General features: G+C 36.2%; 22 protein-coding genes. 16 read left to right on the forward strand and 6 right to left on the reverse strand.

Annotation, left to right across the window (positions count from 1 at the left end):
- Positions 1 to 47: 47 nt before the first annotated feature.
- From GL301_RS03395 to GL301_RS03405, 3 genes are all read left to right on the forward strand, one after another.
- The gene (locus tag GL301_RS03395) at positions 48 to 1,928 is read left to right on the forward strand and encodes a heavy metal translocating P-type ATPase (protein WP_003727232.1); all 1,881 of its coding nucleotides are present in this window, start codon (positions 48 to 50) and stop codon (positions 1,926 to 1,928) included.
- A gap of 94 nt (positions 1,929 to 2,022) precedes the next feature.
- Complete coding sequence (locus GL301_RS03400; RefSeq protein ID WP_003724383.1) at positions 2,023 to 2,751, forward strand: DUF2238 domain-containing protein; 729 nt, start codon at positions 2,023 to 2,025, stop codon at positions 2,749 to 2,751.
- 139 nt (positions 2,752 to 2,890) lie between these two features.
- On the forward strand, positions 2,891 to 3,541 hold the full coding sequence (locus GL301_RS03405; protein WP_010958780.1) for a transaldolase family protein: 651 nt from the start codon (positions 2,891 to 2,893) through the stop codon (positions 3,539 to 3,541).
- A 42-nt stretch (positions 3,542 to 3,583) separates the two neighbouring features.
- Here the strand turns inward: GL301_RS03405 and ltaP are convergent, their stop codons facing one another.
- On the reverse strand, positions 3,584 to 5,404 hold the full coding sequence (ltaP, locus tag GL301_RS03410) for a lipoteichoic acid primase LtaP (RefSeq protein WP_003740476.1): 1,821 nt from the start codon (positions 5,402 to 5,404) through the stop codon (positions 3,584 to 3,586).
- A gap of 234 nt (positions 5,405 to 5,638) precedes the next feature.
- On the opposite strand from ltaP, the gene GL301_RS03415 reads away from it, so the two are divergent.
- Entirely contained in the window at positions 5,639 to 7,030 is a 1,392-nt protein-coding gene (locus GL301_RS03415) for a branched-chain amino acid transporter BcaP (RefSeq protein WP_003727231.1), read from the forward strand.
- 89 nt (positions 7,031 to 7,119) lie between these two features.
- On the forward strand, positions 7,120 to 7,959 hold the full coding sequence (locus GL301_RS03420; protein ID WP_003727230.1) for a VOC family protein: 840 nt from the start codon (positions 7,120 to 7,122) through the stop codon (positions 7,957 to 7,959).
- A gap of 82 nt (positions 7,960 to 8,041) precedes the next feature.
- On the opposite strand, the gene GL301_RS03425 is transcribed toward GL301_RS03420, so the two are convergent.
- Entirely contained in the window at positions 8,042 to 8,326 is a 285-nt protein-coding gene (locus GL301_RS03425; RefSeq protein WP_003721764.1) for a hypothetical protein, read from the reverse strand.
- Positions 8,327 to 8,423: 97 nt separating this feature from the next.
- On the opposite strand from GL301_RS03425, the gene GL301_RS03430 reads away from it, so the two are divergent.
- Genes GL301_RS03430 through GL301_RS03445 form a run of 4 tightly spaced genes read left to right on the forward strand, consistent with a single transcriptional unit; the run spans position 8,424 to position 13,465 of the window.
- The gene (locus tag GL301_RS03430; RefSeq protein ID WP_003724388.1) at positions 8,424 to 9,374 is read left to right on the forward strand and encodes a magnesium transporter CorA family protein; all 951 of its coding nucleotides are present in this window, start codon (positions 8,424 to 8,426) and stop codon (positions 9,372 to 9,374) included.
- A gap of 23 nt (positions 9,375 to 9,397) precedes the next feature.
- On the forward strand, positions 9,398 to 10,039 hold the full coding sequence (locus GL301_RS03435) for a GntR family transcriptional regulator (protein ID WP_003724389.1): 642 nt from the start codon (positions 9,398 to 9,400) through the stop codon (positions 10,037 to 10,039).
- Between the two features lie 42 nt (positions 10,040 to 10,081).
- Positions 10,082 to 12,772, forward strand: coding sequence for a YhgE/Pip domain-containing protein (locus GL301_RS03440; RefSeq protein WP_012681145.1), 2,691 nt, complete (start codon positions 10,082 to 10,084; stop codon positions 12,770 to 12,772).
- Between the two features lie 45 nt (positions 12,773 to 12,817).
- Positions 12,818 to 13,465, forward strand: a complete 648-nt coding sequence (locus GL301_RS03445; RefSeq protein ID WP_003731019.1) for a GntR family transcriptional regulator — start codon at positions 12,818 to 12,820, stop codon at positions 13,463 to 13,465.
- Between the two features lie 9 nt (positions 13,466 to 13,474).
- On the opposite strand, the gene GL301_RS03450 is transcribed toward GL301_RS03445, so the two are convergent.
- Positions 13,475 to 14,011, reverse strand: coding sequence for a GNAT family N-acetyltransferase (locus GL301_RS03450; RefSeq protein WP_003734447.1), 537 nt, complete (start codon positions 14,009 to 14,011; stop codon positions 13,475 to 13,477).
- Positions 13,998 to 14,981: a DUF975 family protein gene (locus tag GL301_RS03455; RefSeq protein WP_014654212.1), complete on the reverse strand. Its 984-nt coding sequence runs from the start codon at positions 14,979 to 14,981 to the stop codon at positions 13,998 to 14,000. Before GL301_RS03455 ends, GL301_RS03450 begins: the two co-directional genes overlap by 14 nt.
- A gap of 190 nt (positions 14,982 to 15,171) precedes the next feature.
- Here GL301_RS03455 and GL301_RS03460 point away from each other — a divergent pair, with 190 nt between their 5' ends.
- The 3 genes from GL301_RS03460 to GL301_RS03470 all read left to right on the forward strand — a co-directional run bounded on the left by GL301_RS03460 (position 15,172) and on the right by GL301_RS03470 (position 18,722).
- Positions 15,172 to 15,381: an Lmo0654 family protein gene (locus GL301_RS03460; protein ID WP_003721771.1), complete on the forward strand. Its 210-nt coding sequence runs from the start codon at positions 15,172 to 15,174 to the stop codon at positions 15,379 to 15,381.
- 67 nt (positions 15,382 to 15,448) lie between these two features.
- Complete coding sequence (locus GL301_RS03465) at positions 15,449 to 16,156, forward strand: metallophosphoesterase family protein (protein ID WP_003727224.1); 708 nt, start codon at positions 15,449 to 15,451, stop codon at positions 16,154 to 16,156.
- Positions 16,157 to 16,583: 427 nt separating this feature from the next.
- Positions 16,584 to 18,722 (forward strand): AAA family ATPase, encoded by a 2,139-nt coding sequence (locus GL301_RS03470; RefSeq protein WP_010958782.1) that lies wholly within the window; start codon positions 16,584 to 16,586, stop codon positions 18,720 to 18,722.
- Positions 18,723 to 18,851: 129 nt separating this feature from the next.
- Here GL301_RS03470 and GL301_RS03475 read toward each other — a convergent pair whose 3' ends face one another.
- A complete protein-coding gene (locus GL301_RS03475; RefSeq protein WP_003724396.1) occupies positions 18,852 to 19,415 on the reverse strand; it encodes a DUF420 domain-containing protein in 564 nt (187 codons plus the stop codon).
- A 119-nt stretch (positions 19,416 to 19,534) separates the two neighbouring features.
- Between GL301_RS03475 and GL301_RS03480 the strand changes: the two genes are divergently transcribed.
- Positions 19,535 to 19,951: a hypothetical protein gene (locus tag GL301_RS03480; RefSeq protein WP_003731023.1), complete on the forward strand. Its 417-nt coding sequence runs from the start codon at positions 19,535 to 19,537 to the stop codon at positions 19,949 to 19,951.
- 42 nt (positions 19,952 to 19,993) lie between these two features.
- Positions 19,994 to 20,623 carry an endonuclease III domain-containing protein gene (locus GL301_RS03485; RefSeq protein WP_003734445.1) on the forward strand — a complete coding sequence of 210 codons (630 nt, stop codon included), beginning with the start codon at positions 19,994 to 19,996 and terminating at the stop codon, positions 20,621 to 20,623.
- Here GL301_RS03485 and GL301_RS03490 read toward each other — a convergent pair.
- The gene (locus GL301_RS03490) at positions 20,620 to 21,516 is read right to left on the reverse strand and encodes an Rgg/GadR/MutR family transcriptional regulator (protein WP_003727220.1); all 897 of its coding nucleotides are present in this window, start codon (positions 21,514 to 21,516) and stop codon (positions 20,620 to 20,622) included. The two genes, GL301_RS03485 and GL301_RS03490, sit on opposite strands and share 4 nt — an antisense overlap.
- Before the next feature lie 233 nt (positions 21,517 to 21,749).
- Here GL301_RS03490 and GL301_RS03495 point away from each other — a divergent pair, with 233 nt between their 5' ends.
- Both GL301_RS03495 and GL301_RS03500 read left to right on the forward strand, forming a co-directional pair.
- The gene (locus tag GL301_RS03495) at positions 21,750 to 22,031 is read left to right on the forward strand and encodes a helix-turn-helix domain-containing protein (protein WP_003724400.1); all 282 of its coding nucleotides are present in this window, start codon (positions 21,750 to 21,752) and stop codon (positions 22,029 to 22,031) included.
- Positions 22,032 to 22,308: 277 nt separating this feature from the next.
- Positions 22,309 to 24,783, forward strand: a complete 2,475-nt coding sequence (locus GL301_RS03500) for a LapB repeat-containing protein (protein WP_010958783.1) — start codon at positions 22,309 to 22,311, stop codon at positions 24,781 to 24,783.
- The last annotated feature ends 93 nt before the right edge of the window (positions 24,784 to 24,876 follow it).

Raw genomic sequence — 24,876 nt, forward strand, 5'->3', positions numbered from 1 at the left:
TTTTTTAGGGTAATGGGAATCATTATCATTTGGAGAGGATGAGCATAATGAAGGAATGGATGAAGCAGAATTGGCAATTTATTACGACGGGTATTAGCGGGATTTTGATTGTGATAGGTTGTTTGGTCGGCAGTGATGTTGGCGACTTTTGGACAGCGGTTATTTTCCTAAGTGCCTTTGTTATCGGTGGTTTTGAGCAAGCTAAAGAAGGCATTCAAGCGACTATCAAAACGAAAAAGTTGAATGTGGAGCTCTTAATGATTTTAGCGGCTACCGGTGCATCTATTATTGGTTATTGGTTTGAAGGGGCCATACTTATTTTTATTTTCTCGGTTAGTGGCGCTTTAGAAACGTATACGACCAATAAAAGTAAGCGCGAAATCACGAAATTAATGGCATTTCAACCAGAACGCGCCTTTCGTTTGCTTCCTAATGGAGATTTAGAGGAAGTGGCTGCAAAGGAGTTACAACTGGATGATATGGTATTCGTTCGGCCAGGAGAAAGTGTTCCAATCGATGGAGTCATTGTTCGAGGGTCAACCACGTTAAATGAAGCAGCCATTAATGGGGAATCAGTGCCAGCGACGAAAACAGTTGGTGCGGATGTGTTTGGCGGGACGGTCAATGTAAGCAGCGCCATCACGGTCAAAGTAACGCAAACATTTGATAATACGATTTTTAGTAAGATTATTCGTTTAGTAGAATCGGCTCAAAGTGAACCTTCGAAAACCGCTCGCTTTATTGAACGATTTGAGGATGCGTATGTAAAAGCAGTTCTATTATTTGTGTTAGTAATGATGTTCTTGCCTCATTTTGCTTTAGGGTGGTCTTGGAATGAAACATTTTATCGTGCGATGGTTTTGCTAACGGTTGCTTCCCCTTGTGCGCTAGTGGCTTCGGTAACGCCTGCGACTTTAGCGGCAATTTCGAACGGTGCACGTCACGGGATTTTGTTTAAAGGCGGCGTACACTTGGAAAATTTGCGCGGTGTAAAAGCTGTTGCATTTGATAAAACTGGGACGCTGACAAATGGTACACCAGAACTGACAGATCGGTTATTTGCTGAAAATGTCGATAAGCAACAAGTAATCAATGTAGTTGGAGCGATGGAGCGACAATCTTTACATCCGTTAGCTGCGGCAATAACGCAAGACCTAGAGGCAGAAATCACCGAAAAGTTAACAGAAATTGAAGTGACGGATGTAGCTGGATGGGGAGTTCAAGCGATTTATCAAGAGGAAAATTGGCAAGTTGGGAAAGCTGGGTTTGTTGGGAAAGAAGCAGCGGCAGCATTTTCAAATGGTGCATTTGAGCGACTTGCGGGTGAAGGGAAAACGATTGTTTATGTAGCTAAAGACGGCGTGATTCAGGCTATGTTTGCCCTTAAAGATACATGCCGGCCTGAAGCCATTCGTACGATTAAGGCACTTCAAGCAAAAGGGATTAAAACCATAATGGTGACGGGAGATAACGAACAAACAGGTGCAGCGATTCAAGCCGAACTCGGAATGGACTATGTTGTTTCCGGTTGTTTACCTGAGAAAAAAGTGGATGTGTTAAAAGAATTGTCGGTTACTTATGGCAGTGTGGCAATGGTTGGTGATGGAATTAATGATGCTCCGGCTCTTGCACATGCGGCTGTTGGAATTGCAATGGGCGAGGGGACGGACATTGCGATGGAAACAGCAGATGTTGTTTTAATGAAAAATGATTTGGAGAAAATCCCATATGCTTACAACCTTTCTGAACGGCTTCACTGGATTACTTGGCAAAATATTTGTTTTGCGATTGCGGTGATTCTTGTTTTGATAACAGCGAATGTTTTCCAACTAATCAATTTGCCATTTGGCGTTGTGGGGCACGAGGGAAGTACTATTTTAGTTATTCTAAATGGGCTTAGGCTCCTTCGATCTAATCGGAAAAAGTGATAAATTTGACTGCTTGTCTATTCCTAGTCTAAGATGGATGAGCAGTTTCTTTTTGCGAAAAAAGGGTATTACATGATAGATTGGAGATGAGTGCATGAAAAAGATCAATTGGACACAATGGATAGCATTATTTGTTTTTGCGTCAATGGGGATTTCTGTTGTTTTTACTATTTACGAAATTTTTACAGCACCGATCAAGCAGCCAGCAACTGGGCCGCATGTGACGTTACGAGGGGACTATATATTTTTACTATTTGAAATTATATTAGGAATTTTTATTTTGTTGCTACCTTCGATTATTGCACGACGCTTCAAATTTGAAATACCTGGTCTTGTGTATATTTTGTTTATTGTATTTCTATACGGATCCATTTATCTTGGTACAGTTCAAAAATTCTATTCAACCGTGCCACATTGGGATAAAATTTTACATACTTTTAGTGGGGCGATGCTTGGAGCAATTGGCTTTTCGTTCGTTAGTTTGCTAAATGCTAATAACAAAGTTGTCATGAAACTTAAACCGGGTTTTATCGCTGTATTCGCGTTTTGTTTCGCGGTGACAATGGGGGCTTTCTGGGAAGTGTATGAGTATACTTTTGATGGAATTATGAACTTAAATATGCAACGTTATAATCTATCTAATGGAACACCGCTCACTGGCCGCGCTGCACTGGAAGATACGATGACAGATATTATTGTCGATATTATTGGCGCACTATTTATCGTCATCGTCGGCTATTTTGCACTGAAAAAAGGCCGACCATGGATGGAACGCTTTGAATTCAAGCGGAAAAATTGGAAGAAAGAACCGAAGAAAAAATAGCGGTAAAAAACACCTCGGCACGTGGAGGTGTTTTTTGTTGTACAAAATCGCCAACAACTTTGGGTCTCAGAAACAATTGACTGGCTCGTGGAACTTTTCTACACTTAAAATGAGAAGAAAACTTTGAAGGAGTGAGGAAATGTTTTTAGATACGGGGAAATTAGAGGAAATAAAGAAAGCGCTTCAATTTCCGTTTTTTGAAGGTGTAACCACTAATCCGACTATTTTATTAAAGGAGAATAAGCCGAGAAACACGCATATAGCGAATATTCCAGCCAAAGTTGTGTTTGTGCAAGCGGCTGGGTTAACGGAAGAGGAAATCTGGGAAGATGTCCTTCGAATTCAAGCAATTGAGCCGGCAGAAGGTACGGTAATCGGCTTGAAAATCCCAGCCCACGAAGCCGGGATAAAAGTCATCGCAAAAGTTCGCGCTAATTTTCCAAATGAAATTATTTTAGCAACAGCAATTTTCTCATCGGAACAAGGTTATATTGCAGCGCTCTCTGGGGCAGATTATTTAGCGCCATATTATAATCGCATGGAAGTAAGCGGACTAGACGCAGCGAAAACAATAGAAGAACTACGATACGTGTTAGATTTACAAGGACTTGAAGATGTGAAAATTATGGGAGCAAGCTTTAAAAATAGTCGTCAAATTATGCAAGCACTAGCTAGTGGAGCTGATACCGTTACAATCGGTTATGATTTATTTTTACAAATGATGAACAAACCTCTAGCGCTTGAAAGTATTGAAAAATTTAATGAACATCAAGCCGCTTTACCAAAATAAGCGAAAAAAGAAGTATCCAGATTTGCTGGATACTTCTTTTGTTTATTTATCTTCGTCTCGTAATGGTAAATTGTTTACATAGCTATCAGAATACTGTAAGAGTTTTCGGCTAGCGTCAAAGCGTTTCTTTACATCACTCGAAAGTTCTTTGTTTGTTCCATCATAATTCGTTGCTGCGCCAGTTTCGAAACTTTCATCTGGTTGGTACATGTAAGAATTGGTGAAATAACTTCCTTCTGGCATTGTGTAGCGTTCAGGTACGTAATTATTTGATGAATTGAGGATATCGGTTCCAAACATAATTTGGTCACCAGTTTTAATACCAAGTAAATTCATGACAGTTGGCATAATATCAATTTCGCCACCAACATTTTTAATTTCACCAGGGTTTTCCATGCCAGGATAATGTAAGAAGAACGGAATACGGTAATCATCGGCTGGATCCGCTTTTAACTCAGTAGAACGATTGACGTATTTTTTTTGTTCCTCAGGTAGTTGGTCGGTTTTGATAATGTGATGATCGCCGTAGAAAACGACAACAGAATCATCCCAAATGCCGCTATCTTTTAATTTTTGAATGAATTCACCAAGTTGTTTATCCGCATAATGAACCGCTTCGAAATAGTTACCAAGTTCTGTATCTTTTAAATCGCTCGGTAAGTCGATTTCTTGCTTATCTTTTGGAATATCAAATGGCATATGACTACTTACACTAATTAATTGCGCATAGAATTTTTGGTTGTTTTTGTACTGCTCTTCTAGAATCGGAAAGGCTTTGTTATAAAGCACTTCATCACTAGGAGAAAAGCCAATAACGTCCTCATCGCCAAAGAATTTACGATCATAAAACTTATCAAATCCTACAGCAGGATAAAATTCATCGCGATTGTAAAAACTAGCATCATTTGTATGGAAGGTCGCTGTTTTATAATCATTTTTGCCAAGTAAACGAGGCATAGACGGGATTACCCGGTCGCCGTAAGTTTGTGTGTTCGTGTAATATCCACTTGGGAAAGTCGATGTATAAACGGACCATTCTGCATCAGCCGTATTTGACTTAGAGACAGTTTGGAAAAATTGGTTGGAATACATGGTTTCGTTTTGTAAGCTATCTAATGTAGGCGTAATCGACTGACCGTTAATTTTGACGTTCGTTAAATTACGCTGGAATGACTCGAGTTGAACGATAATAAGATTTTTTCCTTTAGCAGCACCGAAGTAATCGGGATTTGACTTAACCGACACACCTTTAATGTCATTCACGTTTTTTGCAGTAATATCTGCGGCTTTAACATGATCTGCACCAGTAAGCGCGGTACTGATATTAAATGTGAAAATTCCCATTCGTTTTGCGCGCTTGGAGTCACTGATAATGTTTTGTTGCATCATAAAATAAGTAAAACCACTTAAAACGAGTAGCGTACTAATAAATGATACGCCATAAACACGGCTAGTTATGCGGAATGAAGGGAACTCGTGTCCTTTTTTGATATGGAAATAAAGGATAAATGGGAGTAAAACGATATCTAGGATGTACAACCAGTCTGTTCCGCTTAGCAGGCTTGTAGCACTGTTTTTAACTACGCCAACCTCGCCGATAAGAGAGAAGCTGTGATATGTTGGAACTTCATTATAAAACCGGGCGTAAAGTACACACACGAGCATTAAAATCCCAATAAATAAAGACATTCCCGCATACCAATAAATGTGCGAGCGAACCGGTGCAAATAAATGAATTAGTCCAAGAAGTAAGACGATAAACAGCAGGTCCATTCCAAGTGCCAAGAAGTTAGGATCTTTAAAAATCTGGAAATAGGCGAAAGTGAACTTACCAATAATTAATAAAAAATAAAATAAAATCAACTGAATTCCTCTTTCTAGCATGCTTTGTGCTAAACACGCACAAATCCATTCCTTCTAATTTTAGCTTAATCGTGCGTCTAGTGCAAATCATGAAAGATGATTCTGATATATTTGGGTAATAGGTTCTACTTTAGGAAAGAATGATTAGTTTTTGTATTTTTTCTCACAATCCTATTGACCTTTAAAGTGTAAAAGGATATCCTTTTAGAAGACTGTAAAAAGGTAGGAGACAAAATGAATTCATTATTTAGAAGAAAACCGATAGAAGATTTAATGCATAATAAAAGTGGTAGCACGCATTTAAAGCAAACGCTCGGACCACTTGATTTAACTTTACTTGGAGTCGGAGCGATTGTTGGAACGGGGATTTTTATTTTACCAGGAACAGTCGCAGCGAAAAATGCGGGACCAGCGATTATTTTCTCTTTTGTGATTGCGGCGATTGTTTGTGCGATTGCAGCAATGTGTTACTCAGAGTTTGCGTCTAGTGTTCCGGTTGCAGGGAGCGCCTATACGTATGGTTATGTTGTTTTTGGTGAGTTAATTGGATGGTTGCTTGGTTGGGCACTTATTTTAGAATACGGGCTTGCAGTGGCTTCTGTTGCGAGTGGGTGGTCTTCTTATTTAAATGCGTTACTTTCAGGCTTTCATATTTCCATCCCAGAAGCAATCTCTGGGCCTTTTAATCCAGAAGTAGGTACATTTATTAATTTACCGGCGATTATTATTGTTCTTGTGATTGCCTTTTTATTGACGCTTGGGATAAAAGAATCAACGCGCGTGAATACCATTATGGTAGTTATTAAAGTTGGTGTTATTTTACTTTTCTTAGTTGTTGGTGTATTTTATGTCAAACCGGATAATTGGCAACCGTTTATGCCATTTGGAATTAGTGGCGTTATGAATGGTGCGGCGCTAGTTTTCTTTGCTTATTTAGGTTTTGATGCCGTTTCGTCTGCAGCTGAAGAAGTGAAAGATCCGCAACGGACAATGCCGATTGGGATTATAGGCTCGCTACTTATTTGTACGGTGTTATATGTTGCTGTATCCGCTGTTTTAACTGGAATGGTACCGTACACAGATTTAAACGTAACAGATCCAGTGGCTTATGCTTTGCAAGTGATTAACCAAGATTGGGTAGCTGGCATTGTATCACTTGGCGCGGTTGTTGGGATGATTACAGTAATTTTAGTAATGAGTTACGGGGCGACTAGATTGATTTTTGCGATGGGACGTGATGGTTTATTACCAAAAGTACTTGCAGAAATTAATCAAAAATATCAAACACCTGTTAAAAACACCTGGATTTTTGCAGTGATAGTCGCGATTATTAGTGGGCTTGTACCATTAGATCGATTGGCTGAGTTGGTTAATATTGGAACACTCTTGGCGTTTATGATGGTGTCTATCGGGATTATCTTTTTACGTAAAAATAAAGATATTCAAGCGAGAGGATTTAAAGTACCATTTTATCCAGTTCTTCCAATTGTTTCGTTCTTATTATGTGCGTTTTTAATTAGCCGTCTGTCTGTTCATACGTGGATTCTTTGCGGAATTTGGTTTGTTATTGGTTTAATTGTTTACTTTGCTTATGGTAGAAAACATAGTGAATTACTTAAAAAATAATTAACTTACTTTTTGTAAGTCGTTTTATTGGAATTTGAACGCTCCTTATGTTGTAATGAATGTATTACAATAAAAGGAGCGTTTTTTACATGGCAGAAATTAGTGAAGAATTACGACTTGGCGAAGTTGTATTGAATGTTGGACATTTAAAAGAGATGGCAGGTTTTTATCAAGAAGTAATTGGTTTGAAGTTATTAGAGGAAAATGAGCGAATGGTTCGGCTCGGCGTGAGTGGGTCTGATGAAGCTTTACTTGTTCTTAAAAAGATAGATAATGCGGTTGTTCCAGAAGTGCCGCGTATTGGCTTGTTTCATACCGCCTTTCTTTTGCCAACGCGAGAAAGTTTAGCGGATGTGTTACTGCATTTGGCTAAATCAGGTTATCCGATTGATGGCGCGGGAGATCATGCTTATAGCGAGGCGCTTTATTTACATGATATTGAAGGCAATGGCATTGAAATTTATGCAGACCGTCCAAAAGCAGAATGGATGCGTGATGGCGATGGCAATTTACCGATGGTGACAGAACAAGTAGATGTGGATTCGTTGCTTCAAATTGCGACCGATGAACCATTTACAGGGATGCCAAACGGAACGATAATTGGTCATGTGCATTTACAAGTGGCAGATGCTGACAAAGCGGAACAATTTTATAAAGAGGTACTTGGAATGAACTTAACGACCGCTATTCCGTCAGCAAGGTTTTTTGCGGCTGGTGATTATCATCATCACATCGGTTCAAACGTCTGGGCAGGTCGCAACTTGGAACTTCTGCAAGAAAATGAAACGGGACTCGCTTGGTTTACAATTATTACTCCTGATAAAGATGCAATAATAACCAACTTAATAGAACAAGGATATGATGTGAAACGATTGGAAAATACTATTTCCGTGACAGATTCTAACGGAATTAAGATTCACTTCAAATAAAAAAAGAACTGTTTAAGCGAAAAACGAGCTTAAACAGTTTTTTGATGCGATAATAAGGGAATGGTAGATTAGACTAATTATTTTAATGTTTACGTTGCATTGTTTTCTTGAAAAGCCAATTGCTAGATTGGAAAAGCGTTAAAGCAATTAAAACTACGCCAATTCCAAGATTTAAATACGAAAGGGCTACGGCTGCGTTATCTGGAAATGAATTTTGCACAGTGATGAAAATAATAAAGAAACCGCTATTTGCACAAAACGCAATCCAAAACCAAGATAATCCACTAAGTTTACCAACCACAAAAGAAAGTCCTGAGATTATTGCTGCTAAAACAATTCCTGTAACTATCATAGACATAAATTCCATTTTCATCGCTCCTTTGTCATAAATGAATTATTATTAATAATAATGTAACATAAATGAAATATTTTGTAAAGAAGATACGAAGAAGGGAGATATCTAGATGATTGAATTTTTTAAGACAACAAATGAAAAAATGGAGCAAATTTCTGCTTTGGAAGATGGTTGTTGGGTAAAAGTAACTGCTCCAACAGACGACGAAATAGAAATGTTGAGTAAGGAAATGGATGTGCCCAAACCGTATATTTTGGATGCATTAGATTCTGAGGAGCGCTCTAGGATAGAATTAAAACGAGCAGAGCAAGATGTAAGACATTCACTAGTCATTGTAGATTATCCATACGAATCGGAGGATGAACTAGGCTACGCAATGTATGAAACACTTCCGATTGGGATTGTTTTAACTAGAAAACATCTTGTAACAATCACGTTGCGAGATCTGCCAATTCTAAAAGATGTGCAATCGATGAAGTTAGAAGAATATGATACAACCAATCATAAGCAATTTTTGTTAAAATTATTGTACGCTGTATCTTATTATTACCTCAAATACTTAAATCAAATCATTAAACAAACAAATAATTTAGAAATACAGATTAAACAATCGATGAAAAATGAGCAACTGTATGCTTTTATGGCAGTTCAGAAAAGTTTAGTATTTTTTGCAACGGCCCTTCAATCGAATAAAGCAATTCTCGATAAAATGGAAGATGTAGAACATTTTATGCAGCAAGAGGATAATCATGATTTGCTCAGAGATGTTATTATTGAAAATAAGCAAGCAATTGCAATGACGGATACATATACCCAAATAATTAGCGGGATGTCGGATGTATTTTCTTCGGTTATTTCGAACAATTTAAATATCGTGATGAAATTTTTAACATCATTTACCATTATTTTGTCATTACCCACGATTGTGGCTAGTATTTATGGGATGAATATTAAGCTACCATTCATGCATAATGAGCACGCATTTGCATTAATTCTTTTATTTACGCTTTTAATTACAACGGGAGTAACTGTCATTTTTTGGCGTAGAAAATACTTTTAATATATAGAAAACGAGGGATGAGCATGGAAAAACAAACATATGAAAAATTAGCATATTATACAATCAAAGAAAAAATTCTCAGTGGAAAGCTTCATGTAGGTCAACATATTTCAGAAGCTGGTATTGCAAAAGAATTATCTATTAGTCGAACGCCAGTCAGAAAAGCAATTGCGGTTTTAGTATCCGAAGAGTTAATCGAATACGAGCTGAACCGGGGGGCAATTGTGATTGAAAGCAGCATGAGTGCAGGACGTTTTATTGAATTATTAGAAATGGCCGAAATCCTTGTCGTACAAACGATTGAAAAATGTAAAAATAAAAATTTAACCTATAAACCAGAGCAAGGTAATGCGCTATTAGAGGAAATGCGCGAAATTCAAAAAGAAGAAGATGTGGAGGCTTATCTGTCGTTACTTAGCAAATGGTTGTTGCAATTTGTTGCGCAGTTAGCTAATAGTTATGCTGAAGATATTGTTAGGAAAATGAAGCGAGATTTCTTTAATAAAGCGCAAAAAGATATTAAAATGATTCCTGTGCTCTTGGAAGAAGAAACAATGGAAACGTTAGAACAGTTAACTTACTACATGGTAGAAAAGAAACACGATTTAGCAAAAGAGGTAATACAAAAATTAGTGAATTTGTATATTATCCGTACATTTAGATAGTATTTCTAAAGGTAAATTGCTTAAAAACAGGAGGTGCTTTTGATGCGGAAAGTATACGAAATATTTATTTTAGACTGGCGCCGTCTCTTTAAAGCGCCTTTAGCTTTATTATTAGTAATTGCATTAATTATTTTGCCATCATTATATGCTTGGTTTAATATTGAAGCACTTTGGGATCCGTATTCCAACACTTCGGGGATCAAAGTGGCAGTTTCGATTGATGATGAAGGCGCGGAAATAGACGTACCTGGGAAAAAGCCGCAACAAGTGAACGTCGGGGACCAGCTCAAGAAAACGTTAGAAAAAAATAAAAAACTCGGTTGGACTTTTGTAAGTGAGGATGAAGCGAAAAAAGGCGTGAAAAGTGGGAAATACTACGCGTCTATTCATATTCCAAAAGATTTTTCAGAAGATATGGTTTCGGTCGTAAATGATAATGTTACCAAACCGACAATCGATTATTCCGTCAATGAAAAAATCAATGCTATCGCGCCAAAAATGACCGAGAGTGGCGCAACGACGATTGTAAATCAAATTAGTTCTGAGTTTGTCGGCACAGTTAGTAAAGCCGTTTTGGAAGAGTTTAATAAAGCGGGGATTGATCTTGAAAATGAATTGCCAACAATTCGTCGCCTAAAAACCAAGGTATTCCAAGTGCAGGATGCTTTACCAGAACTGAAAAAAATGGGAGCAGAAGCGGTCAAAATAGAAGCCAAACTACCCGAACTAAAAGCCAAAGCAAACCAAGTTGTCGAGCTAAATGAAAAAATTCCTGAACTAAATAAAGCAACAGAAAACGTCTTATTAGTGGAACAACAACTACCAAAAATTGACCAACTCGGGCAAGATATTTTAGTGCTCCAAAAGAAAATCCCGGAAATCAAACAAATCGCCGAATCGGTAAAAGAAGTAGATGAAAACTTCGGAACGATTAAGAAAACGGTCAATGACGCAGTGAATGAATCGGGCAAAGCGCTTGATGTGATTGATACAGCAATGGCGGCAATTCCAACGGTAGAAAAAATTGCTCAAAATGGCAGCGGCTATGTGGATAAAGTATCTGATTTTGCGGATGAAATCAATAAGTCCTTTGATACGTTAGCGCCTGCTATTAAACAAAACTTAACGCTAATGAAGCAAATGGCGGACAACATCTATCAAGTGACAGAAGCAATCAAAAATGGCTCAATCACGCCAGAACAAGCTATTACGGAATTGAAAAAAATGGAGCAAGATATTGATTCCTTACAACAAATGATTACCAAACAAACCGCGACATTAGAAAGTTTAAATGAAACATTGCCGAATAAGCCATTTACTGATTTAATTGCGAATTTAAAAACGATTAATAGCCAGTTAGGCGCGCAAAAAGAAACGATTACAAAAGTACGCACAGAACTTGAAAATGGCGCGCAACCTTCCGAGGAACTTTTAAATCAACTGAATGAACAAGCGAAAAAAGTTAGCGCGAAGTTAGACCAAATTTTAGCGAACTATGATTCTGAAATCGTTCCAGCAATTAAAGTCGGCTTAAACCAAATTCAAGGAGATTTGAAAGACAGCCAGAAACTATTAGAAACCCTACAAGCGAAAATCCCAGAAATTACGCAGGTTTTAAAAGATTCGAGGGAAACACTACAAACCGGTCAAACATACTTAAAAGAATTCCAAGAACGCTTACCAGAAATTCAAAAAACGTTAGATGAAGCGACAAAAGTAATCAACACCAAGCTCGACACGATTATCGCAGGCATTAACGAAGCAGCCAACTTTTACCAAAACGATTATCCGAATGTAAAAGCGAACATAAAAAAAGCGGCCAACTTCATTCGTGATGATTTACCAGGGCTTGAAAAAGAAATAAATCAAGCCTCCAATCTCATCCAAGAAAAAATGCCGGAATTCGAAAAAGCGATTAAAATTGCGGCCGATCTTTCGAGGGAAGAATTGCCGGAATTCGAAAAAGCCATTAATAATGCAGCGAATAAAATTACCGATTTCGATAAAAATTACGATTTGCAAAGCATTATTAAGATGCTCAGAAATGACGCAGATAAAGATAGTTCATTTATTGCCAATCCAGTTAAGTTAAAAGAAACAAGCTACTATCCAATTCCAAATTATGGTTCGGCAAGTTCGCCATTTTATACAGCTCTTTGTTTATGGGTCGGTGCGCTCTTGTTGATTTCGTTATTACGTGTGGATGTAGAAGTGCCGGCAGGAATTTTCAGCCATTATCACCGATATTTTGGCCGATTGCTGACCTTCCTATCTATCGGATTAATGCAGGCGCTTATCGTGACGCTCGGGAATATTTTCTTGCTCGGGGTATCCATCGCAGAACCATTACTACATGTACTATTCAGCATGTTTATCAGCGTGGTGTTCATGACAATTGTCTACACGCTCGTATCGCTATTTAATAATGTTGGAAAAGGGATTGCGATTATCCTGTTAGTTTTACAAATTTCAGGAGCAGGCGGGAACTTTCCAATTCAAGTTTCGCCACCATTTTTCCAAGCTATTTATCCTTTCTTGCCATTCACTTATGCCGTTAGTTTAATTCGGGAAAGTGTTGGGGGGCTTTATATGCCAACGGTTTGGATCGATATGAGTGTTCTTGCCGGATTTGCCATTCTCTTTATCACGCTAGGCATTTTACTCAAAAAACCACTAGACAAAGTAGTACCCAAGCTATCAGAAAAAGCAAAACGAAGCAAGCTCATCCATTAATATTTTTTCTGTGATATAATTACGAGCGTAGAGGGGGCAGACTTTGTGGCAAACAAATTTAAAACATTAGATAAGATGGTGTATAATCTACTTCTTGAAAAAATCAAAAACGGCGAGTTAGTGGCGAATGAACATTTAGCAGAAGAAAAGTTGGCTAGGGAATTCGGTGTTAGCCGGTCGCCAATAAGAAAAGCCATTGCAACGCTTACTGCTCAAGGTATTGTTAGTTATCACGAAAATAGCGGTGCTGTTTTAAATGATTGTATTGTTGATTCGGATCGCTATGTGCAATTGATGGAAACCATTGAAATTTTTGTTGATGCAGCAATTGCGAAAGCAGCTCATTTCGGTTATGAAATGGATTTGGAGAAATTGTATGCTCGTATGCAAGAGATGGAGCGCCTTTCGTATCTAACTGACATAGAAAATTATTATGATGCACATCATCGCTTTATTCTTTGTTTAATCAGTTTTGCGGAAAATCCCTATCAAGTCCGTATCGTCAAGCAAATTTTCTTCCAAATGATTCATTTTTCAGATGGAATTAATATGTTTAAATCCGTCGAAATTAGAGAATGGACTAACAAGAAAAGTAACCAAATTTGTGAGTTGCTCGCAGAAGAGGAAACTGAATTAGCCAGGAAAACAATTAAGTCTATGTTTGCGGAATTAACGATTCAAGCCTACAGATAAAAAGAGCTGTCACTTTTGTGACAGCTCTTTTTGATATAAATAAAAACCGTTTTTCTTACCAGAAAATTGAAAACCATAGCGGACATACATTTGATTGAGCGTCTCATTGCTTTCGATGCAATCTAACCGAATGAAAGGAACGGACATTTCGATACCTAATTTTTCCGCAAAATAAATCATTTGTTTACTTAATGAAATTCCGGAAAATGCTCGAGAAACCATAATCCGGTGTAAATAATATGCTTTATCAATTGCCAAATCTTCCCATAAATCCGTATCCCAATCACTTGGCGTTTTTCGAATAATCATTGCGCCCGCAAGTGCACCCGCTTCCGTTTCAAAAAGGGCAACTTCACCAAGTTCAATACGTTGTTCGATATTATGGACATCAAAACCATGCAAAATGTCGCTCCACTGGGTTGACCCCGACTCTTTTAACCAGCGAGCTGTATCTATCATTAAGTCATTTATTTTCAGACGGTCCGTTGGCGCAGCAAAGCGGACTAGAAATTCCAGTCCGCCAGCCGTAATTTTATTTTGGTTCATTGTTATCTTTTGGAGCTTCCGGTGTTTCGGGTGCCTCAGGAGTTTCAGGAACTTCCGGCGTTTCTGGTGTTTCAGGAGCCTCAGGAGCCTCAGGAGCTTCTGGTACTACAGGCGTTTCGGGTTCTTTTGTTGCCTCTGGTCCGAAGCCTTCTGGATGTGTATCTTCAGCAAATGGATCAGCTTCTGTTGTTCCAAATGGATTTACTTCTTCTTCCACGATGACCGTTTCTTCTGTAAAAGTGCCTTCTGTTGCTGCGTATAAATCATCGTAGAACACAGCGATAGAAGTGATTAGATAAGGATAAACATAAAGCGAAATACCAAGAGTAATTAACCACGATGCTAAGATTAACACGAGTCCACCAAACGTAGCACCGGCAGCAAGAGCTGAAAGTACTTCAGCAGGATCAGCTGTATAAGATGTAGTAGCCATTCCGCCAGCAACGATAACCGTACCTGCAATCGCAACAGCAAGAGGAATTAAATACCATAAAAGGAATGTAAGAGATAGTCCAAAAAGTCTACCTTTGTGTCCATTCATCATGTGGCGGCTTTCTGTAATAGCATCTAGCGCAGAAATATTTGGGTTATCTCGTAAGATAAAGAATGTTTGTGAATAAGAGTAAGTTTTAATAATTCCTGGTACGATTAATAGTAAGCTCCATAAGAATGTGAAAATAGAGATTAGTAAGTAAGCTAAGACCGTACGTCCAAATTGTTTAAAACCACTAAACATATAAGCAACATCTGGTTGTTCACGGCGGCTAATTGCTAGGTACACCCAAGCAACCCCAGTATAAAGTGGTCCAGTTAGTAGGAATATTGCAATCCAACCAATGACTGGGATCCAACCAATTAATCCTCCACCAACAGTTTCGATTAGCCAAGCAAGTACAAATATTCCAATGGCAATTCCCCAGTTGCCACGAAGCGACTCTTTTGCTGTCTGTTTTACTTGTGAAATAGTCATCATAGTAAAAACTCCTTTTTCATTTATTTTTAAGTATAATAGCAAAAATACCTACCTTTAAAATAGCACATTTTCTAGGACTAATACAGTAATAAGAAGTGTTACAAAAAAATGCTAAAAAAAGGATTATATTTCTATTTAATGGGGAAAAGTAAAATTGTGTAGTATGATTAATTTGGAGGTGGCGCGTATGGCCCATGAGAATTTAAGAGAACTAGAAGATCAATTGATTGAATTGCGACAAACATATCAAGAGGTAATCAGTGAAACACGAGAGTTTGAAGACCCACAACTCCAAAATGGACCAATCAATGCAGCGGAGGTTAGATTAAGTGCATTACGTCACGAAATTGCCGAAGTAGAGAAGAAAATCAAAAAAGCAGAAAGCAAAACCGAATAAGAAAAAAGCGTCCATTTGTTTATTTTGCAGAGGGGCGTTTCTTTTACGTAGATCTGGAGGTATAAGCATGAAGCCAATTTTTGCTGTAGGAGATGTACACGGAGAGATTACGCTTTTAGATGAATTACTCGAAAACTGGGATAAAGAGCAAGAACGGCTTTTGTTTGTAGGGGATTTGATTGACCGCGGCGAAAACCCAGCTGCAGTACTTAGAAGAGTGAAAGCATTAGCCGACCAAACGGGAGCGATTGTCTTAAAAGGAAATCACGAACAAATGTTACTAGATTTTCTCGAAAACCCTTCTGGGAAAATGCATTATTATTTAAGTCAAGGCGGTATGGAAACAATTCAATCCTTAATCGCGGACTCGCTTGACAAAAAAATGACGCCGGAGGGACTTGCCGAACGGGTAAAAGAAGAAGCTGCTGAACTCATTGATTTCATCCGGAACTTGCCACTCTATTATGAAGAAGGCAAATATGTATTTGTACATGCAGGCGTAGATTTGACGAAAAAAGATTGGCACGATACCGAGGAGCGTGATTTTTTCTGGATTCGCGAACCTTTCTTATTTGGACAGAATAAAACCGGGAAAGTCTTTATTTTCGGGCATACCCCGGTACAAAATTTACATATTGATGAAAGTTCTGGTATTTGGGTTTCGGAAGATAAAACGAGGCTCGATATAGATGGTGGCGCGGTTTTTGGCGGAGAACTTCACGGGGTTGTCGTGGAAGAAAAAGTCATCACGAAAAGTTTTTCTGTAAAAAAATAAGCATCGAATGGTTATGAATATTATTAAATAATTTTAGCCTTAGTGAGTATCTAATAAATACTCACTTTTTTAATTAATAACCTTAGATATGAAACTTGCAAAAAATTATGACTTGTTAATTGCATATTTTTATCATTGTGATAGTATGAACATAAAGATATAACATTTAAATTAATTCTTGCTTTTAGTGACTATTTTGTATATAAATTGTTCTTGCCATTAGTAAACAATATTAAATAATAGAAAGGATATGATAAATAATTTTGAACGGTTGTTTGACTAATGAATTGTTTTTATATCGAGTTATAAAAAAATTCAAGTAATTTAAATAGAACAAGAATAAATTTAAATGAAGTAAAGCGAAACAAAATTTTTATAATTGGAAAATAAATAAAGAAAAAAAGATTTGATGAATGGAGATAGGCAGATGAAAATTGAACTAGCAACTAGGAAGAATGTTTTTCAAGAAGATAACATTGAATTTAAAAGGAAAAACTTTATATTTGGAAAAAACGGTTCTGGAAAATCAACACTTTGCGATTTGATAAAAATGCAAAAACACCTTTATCAAACTGAAATGAACTCAAACTACGAACTAGTAGAAGTTAAAGAAGATGGAGAATACGTTCTAGCTAACAACCAAGAAGAAAAATTTGATGTGCAAATTTTTCAGGGGTTCGATAGTGTCATAGGAGAAAATAATAACTTAAATGCGATTGCATTGAGTGCTGGAAATAAGGTTATTGAAGATAAATTACCAATATTGAATAGAGAGCTAGAAGCGTTAAATGATGAGAAAAAGATAAAGAATAATATATATTTAAAAGCTAAGGAAAAACATAACTTTCAAGAAAGTAAAATAGATAATTGGTACTCAGTTGCTGCAAAATCAATCAAACGAAATACTCAATATCAGATTGATCCTAATTATAATAAGCGTAAGTTTAAAGACGACATAAATAAAAGCAAAAGAATTGAAAATGTAGAAGAATTAAATAGCATAATTAAGGAAACGCCTAAGAATCCAGTTGTTGATTACTTTTTTGATATTCCTAACTTGAAAGAGATTCTTAATTTAGTAAATGATATTTTAGTCAAGACAGTTGAAATTCCTCAAAAGTGTAACGAGCTAAATACTTCTGAGAAAGAGAAGTTTGCGAGGAAAGGTTTAAATCTTCACGAAGAAAATGATGATTGTTTATTTTGTGGAAATAAGTTAACCAGGGATAGAATGAATAAATTAAACCAACATTTTAATGAAGGATATCAGAAATTAGAAGAAGAAGTTTTAAGCATTGAAATTGAAAAAATCACATTCCAGAAAATAAAACAGCAAGAATTTTATGCTAAATTTGATGTTGAAGAAATAAATAATATAATTTTAGAAAAAGAAAATGAGATTAATAGATTCCTTGAAAATCTGCTGAATGCAATAAATGAAAAGAAAGAAGATATTACTAAAATTTTTAATATTTTAGAACTAGAAATCCCTCAAATTACAAATTTACAAATAAAAATTAATGAACTAATACGAGAAAATAATATTTTTGGTGAAAATTTAAATAATAATATTAAGATTGCTAAAGAGAGTATTAAGTACCATTTAATTAGTATTGAATGTGAGAAATTTAACTTTAATGTTGAAAAAAATGAATTAAACAATTTAAAATTACAAATTCCTGATTTAACAAAAATTAACCAAGAAATTGAAGAGAAAAATAAAGAAATTCAAGAATTGAAAAATCAGCAAAAAGATACATCGAAAATTGCACAATTAATAAACGAAAGATTGAAAAAAGCAGGTAAGGATGATCTACAACTTAAAAAAATAGAGAATGATGGATTTGAAAGATACGAAATTCAAGATGGAGAAAATGAAGTTCGTAGTATAAATAAAATCTCAACGGGAGAGAAGAATATAATTGCATTTTTATACTTTATATACTCTCTTGAAGATATTGAAAATCAAAAAAATAAACCTAAGATAATTATTTTCGATGACCCTATGAATTCAAATGATGATACTATGCAATATTTAATAATAACAGAGTTACAAAAGCTTTATTCTGGAATTGATAAAAATAAGTTTAATCATGAAAAAGATTACTTCCTTTGCCTAACTCACAATGTACACTTCTATCTAAATGTACAGCCCCACGGAAATCATAAAGACAGTAAAGGTAGAACAAAGTATGATAAAAGTAATTTTTTTAGAATTGAAAATAAAAAATTCAGATTAATAAAAAATGAGAAGGAAGATATTAAAACGAATTATGCAGGACTGTGGATAGAATTAAGCGAACTATGTGAACGTAATCTTAGGTATGCAATCCTAAACTCAATGCGAAGAATAATTGAAACTTTTGTGAAATTCAACAACTTAAATACAGATGATTTTTATCGAGAGAATGCGATATATAAGAAGCTCTTTGATGTGGGCTCTCATTCTATTGATGACTTGACACATGAACAATTCACAGAAACACCTGCAGAATTAAAATTAATTTTTTCAAATCTATTTGAAGAAAATGGATTTGAGGATCATTTTAAAAATTATTGGAAATAAAATAGAATTGTTAAGTGGTAAAAGCTTTTAACATCAAAAAAGCCATGTTAATTTACATGGCTTTTTCGATGTTTTCTGAGAGAGATTCTTAAAACATAAAAAATAAGCGCTCATTCGATGCTTTTTTGTTTAATAATACGGTGCCATAAATAAGTAAACGAGTACGCCAGTTAAGCTGACATATAGCCAAATCGGCATCGTCCAGCGAACGATTTTTTTGTGTTTCTCAATTTGCATCGTCCAGCCCCAAACAAGTGCAAATAGCGCTAGTGGAACAACGATTGCTGCTAAGAAACTATGTGTAATTAAAATGAAGAAGTAGATAGGACGGATAATTCCAGTTCCGCCAAATGTAGAAGTTTCTGCTGAAAGATAATGGAATGTTAAGTAAGTTACTAAGAAGAATAATGTAGATGTAAATGCTGCTAAAATGAAGCCACGGTGCATTTTAATGTTTTTCTTTTTTATAATCGCCCAAAGTGCAATAACTAAAAATACAAAGGTAAAACTATTAAAGATGGCGTTCATTCGCGGGAAGATAGTAATGTCGAAATGCACTGCTCCTTGATACCCGATTGGTGAGAAGAAGAGTAGTAAAATAACCACAACCGCGACAAATGAAATAATCATTATCGGCCAAAAATAGTTTTTTTCTGATGTCGGTTTTGTGAGTTTTTCTTTATTTTGTTCCATGAAAAAAATAGCCCCCTAAATATAAAAATTGCTGTACTTCTTTCATTATACATGACGAACATATCGGATGCGAAAGATTGAGCTTTTGAGTTATAATGGGTGGGGAAAGGGTGTTTCTAATGTCGATTATTGCACGAGAACTAACGAAAGCGGAAGAAGCTGAAATTGTCCGTTTAAAAGAAGAAGGCGAAGTAATGCTCCAAACGGACGGAACTCCAGAAGAACGCATCGAGAAAATTACTGAGTACTTAAAAAATACCTCGCCAGACCCTGATTTAGCAGAAGAGCTTGGTTATATTTTAGGCTCTTTGTACGGAGAGGCAGTGCGTGAAAAGTATGAGTGGCGCTGGCTGTTTGTCTCAGAAAATGATTTAGAAGGCTACGCGATTACGTCGAAAGAGCATGGCTATACATTTATGGTGCATGATTATTTTATGCAAGTAATCGTTCAGAATAAGCCAGATAATAGCAAAATGCTATTTGAATTGATGGTTGATATGACTGGGAATCGAAACGATTTTCGGATGATTGGTTAAGGAGAATAACTGTTTTTTGATTCCTTTTTGAGGTGATGCAAGGTGAATGTAAACGAACAAAAAGTGTTAGTTTTAAATAATTTAGTGGAGCATTATGGTTATCAAGATTGGTGGGAAGCGGATAATCGTCTGGCTGATTGGCTTTCGATGATATTAATCCAGCGTACGACAGAGAAAAATGCCAAACAAGCATTAGCGAACCTTGCACCATATTTAGATTTAGATAGCTTAATTGAAATGGATAAAGCGAAATTGGAAGAATTAATCTATCCAGCGGGTTTTTATAAACAAAAAAGTATCTATATTAAAGCACTTGCTGAGTGGTTCTATGGTCACGGAGCTAGTTTAGATAAGTTTCAGACGTATTCAACGGAAGCTTTACGAAAAGAGTTGTTAGGCATAAAGGGTGTCGGGGAAGAAACGGCGGATGCAATGTTGCTGTATATTTTTGAGCGGAATGTGTTTATTGCTGACTTATATGCCAGACGACTATTTACTAGGTTGGGTTTTGGTGAATATACAACTTATGCACAAATGCGCGATGAATTTATGCCAATAATAGAGAATATTCCACATAAACTATGTAAAGAATGGCACTCAGTCATTGATGTTCACGGAAAACATTTTGGGAAAGACAAAAGTATGAATGAATCTTGGCTGCTAGAAAGCTAGCTCTTAACAATATCTATACCTTTTATTCTGATAAACTGATCCAACAAAATTTCATATAAATAAGCAATCTCTTCAAAACGGAGGTCATTCATAATTTGAATGGCTTTTTTTGCTTGGTTGTATCCTTCTTGGATATGATTATTTTGCATTTTTACTAACCCTTTTAAAAAATGGGAGATATTCCGGTAAAAGGCGCTTTCGTTATACAGACATAAAGAGTCTAATAGGATGATGAGTTTACTAGCAGAGGATAGTTGACCGCGCGAAATAAACATTTCAATCGTATTAATTAAAAGGGTACATAAAACACGTCTGGCACGGTCGTAGTTTTTATAAGAGTGAATGGCCTTAATGACCTGGTTTAAAAATTGAATTTGTAAATCTTCTTCAAAAAAGTAGATGGAGTTAGCGCAAATCTTAAGTTCTTCAAGTGTCCACGTATCAATCGAAAATAAATACTTTTGAATCGTGCATTTATCTTTAGGTGTAATGACGTCTACTGTAAATTCATGATATTTAAAGAGATGTTCGACCAATTTAATTCGCGAACGAACAAATGCTTTCCAGACCTCCACTAATTCGCCATTATGTTTAGAAAGCTCGTTATATAATAGTTCCAAACTCGCAAGATCATATATATTTCCGCGTTCTTGATTCATGCATAAATAATTTTTTTCAGCTGATACTGACAATTCTCTATGGATATAAAAGAACTCGTCCAAGTCCATATTCATCCGTTTTAAAATTTTTTCAAATAAGGTTAGTGTGATGTCGTGCTTTCCTTTTTCAAATTCGATAGCGAAGGATTTGGAAATGATATTATCGTATAAATCTTTTTGATGTATTCCTTTAGAAGTGCGAATATCTCTCACTGTTTTTCCATACCCGACCATTCAAGTTACTCCTTTTGTTTCATAATTTAGATGTGGGCTGCATCTAAGAGGTGTTGCAAGGAGTTTAACAGCCATTTTACTTTTAAATCGTAGCATAGAAAATTTGGCGGAAGAAGTCCTATTTTTAGGACTTTATGAAAAAATGTTAGGAAAACTTGATATATTAGAAATGAAATAACAGATATATTTGCATCTTTTTTTATGATATTTAACAATAGAAAGAAGGAAGTTTTATGGCTAAAGCAAAATATGACGAGAATTTCAAAAAAAGTTTGGTTGCTTTATATCGCAGAGGGAAAACGAAGCATAGTATCTGTCAGGAATTTAGTGTCCCTAATTCAACTTTTGGAAAATGGATAAAAAAATTTAATAATGATGACAATATTGAATCGAACGAAATCTTAAATATCTTGCAAGCGCAGGAACTAAAAAAACAACGGGCGCTATTAGAAGAAGAATTATCTATCTTAACAGAAGCAATTAATGTCTTTGAAAACCCGCCAATTAAAAATTGAATACTATGCTCAAAGTGAAATTATTTATATCGTAGTAAAGAAAACAACCGTTCTCTATCTAAAATTAAGAGAACGGTTGTTTTTTTTAGTAAGAAATATTTTCTATTAAATGCTTTTTGACAATTTTTAGTCACATTTAGTCTGTAATCGCTTATATTAATGGACTAATTGGGAGTTCTAAGTAGATATAATGGTTTTTAGTTAGGTGCAGAGATACGCAAGAAAACACAGGAGGGCTTGGGACAGGTCAAACCATACTACAAAGGAGGAGATGTAATTGAAGAAGATTTTACATATTGTTATCGCACTTAGTGTAATTTGTTCGATAATTTTAGTGCCAGTAGATTGGTCCGCAAAAGCAGGCGGTAATAATAAGCGAGATGATCTTATTAAATCTGTCAGTTTTTATAATTCAAATGGAAAAAATGTAACGGCGAAGGAAAACTATAATGAAAAACTAAATTATTTTTTAGAAGTAGCTTTTGGAGGGAATTCTTTCCAAAAAGGGGACTATTTTAATATTACTTTATCATCTGATGCCTTACTCTATACAGAGAAAGCCTATGATTTGAAAGTGGATATTGACCCAACAGCGGTAACTAATGAACAAGTAGTTGGTAAAGTTACTGTAGAAAAAATTAATGGATCACCAACATTGCACTTTGTTTTTACAGAAGATTCAGAGTCTTTTTTTATAAACAGCTTTGATGCGAGTTTTAAAATACAGGTGATGCCAGCGCATGGCGATAAAAACGTTATTAATCTTTCCTATAGTGGCGCTGCAAAAAACTTTAAAAACATTGGGACGAGCAGTGTGGAATGGAACGTAAATATGGCAGATGACTGGCCGCCAGTTGGAATTAGCGATTTTTCTAAAATAAGTGGCGATTTATACCATGCGATTTTAGTGTATGAAAAGCCGAGTAGTAAAGTGAATTACGAAACAGAAATTTTGGTATCGTATCCGCTTTTTGAAAAACGAATTCCACTTGGAAATGTGCAAAATATTAAAATTGAAGTTTGGGATGAAGCGAAGGAGATTTATAGAGTTGGTGTAGCCGGGGTGGATTACGGAACGATTACATACGATGTTGGAACTCCATTTGTAGGCGGTCCTATTTTCCAAATGAATTGTACTATTCCGTTCAAAGGGATTTCTACTAAAACTCGTGTTAGTTTTGATATTGATACGAATGTGGACGGGAAACCTGGAACAACAGATCCGTACTTAGTTAGTCTTTCTTCCGTATCATCAGCTACAAAGTCTCTGGAATTCTATCCAGTGAATAATGCTGTTACGCAAATGACAGCTACCTTTTTTGGGAAAGTAACGACGCGCTTTGAGGATGAGTTAGGCAATCCAGTTACTTTTGATAATTATAGTACTGTAACAACACCAGGGAAAGTCAATCAAGATGGTAAATTTGAAATAGCGGAACCTTTTTTACACAATTCCGTCCAAAACGTGGATAAACACGCCTATGATACCCTTTTGGATACTAATAAATATAAATTATTAGAGGTAACTTCTCCTAATAAACTATCTGAAACAGCGGATAATTTAAGTATTCAAATAAAGCGTGGTTATCAGAATGATGTTTTATACAAAATAAAAGCTCTCCAAAAACCTGTCATTAGCGCGCTTCCTGAAATCGAATATAGTAAAACAGTGAATAGGACCATGGAAGAGTTTTTGGAAGATGTGGAAGCAAAAACAGATATTCCAGCTGATATAGACTGTGATTTAACGAATGTGAAATGGGGTGTTCCGGGGGATTACCTAGTTCTTATAACCGCGGTGAATGAGGATAATCAAGCAGCGGATCCTGTTCCTGTAACGATTAAAATTTCCAAAAATCCCGCACCAGTCATAACGGTAGACCCGGAAATAATCTACGATAAAACAGTGACGAAAGAGGAGAGCACATTACTAAATGAAGTAAATGCGCGAACAAATGACGGTTCGACGATAACTTCTAACATTAACGATAAAGTAAAATGGGGCGTGCCAGGCGATTACGAGGTTACTTTGAACGCGGTAAATGAAGACGGCGTGGCAGCGGAATCGAAAACATTTATCGTCCGCATTTTAAAAAGCCCAGCACCAATAATCACGGTAGATCCTGAAATAACCTATCCGAAAACAATAACTAAAACGGAAGCTGAACTCCTTCAAGAAGTAAATGCGCAAACAAATGATGGTTCACCGCTTGTTTCTGATATGAATGACAAAGTAAAATGGGGCGTGCCAGGCGATTATGAAGTTACGTTAAACGCGATAAATGAAGACGGCGTAGCAGCGGAATCGAAAACATTTGTCGTCCGCATTTTAAAAAGTCCAGCACCAATAATCACGGTAGATCCTGAAATAACCTATGATTCTTCTGTAATTAAAGACGAAAGAGAGCTATTAAAAGATGTCCATGCTCGTTCAAGTGACGGTTCGGTATTAACTTCTGATAGTCAGGTAAAAGTAAAATGGAAAAAAACAGGAAGCTATACCGTTACTTTAAATGCAGTAAATGAAGATGGCATTTCTGCTAATTCTGTGCAATTCACTGTGCATATAGTAGACGCTAAAGCAATACCAGTAGTAATTGAAGAAAAGCCTGAATCCACTCCAAAACCAGATACTAAAGAAAAAGTAGTTATTAAGAAAGAAAAACTACCAAAAACAGGAGATACGAATACAAAAACTATATTGAGTGGGATTTTTTGTTTAGGCGCTTGGTATTTGCTTAGAAGAAAATAGACAAAAACCGCAAGTGAAGTCACTTGCGGTTTTTTTGCCGATTGTAGCTTAAAACCGCTAGAGTAGATATAAATTGCCAATTTGAATCATTCG

This window comes from Listeria sp. LM90SB2, from assembly GCF_028867355.1.
In the GTDB taxonomy this organism is placed as follows: Bacteria; Bacillota; Bacilli; order Lactobacillales; family Listeriaceae; genus Listeria; species Listeria monocytogenes_B.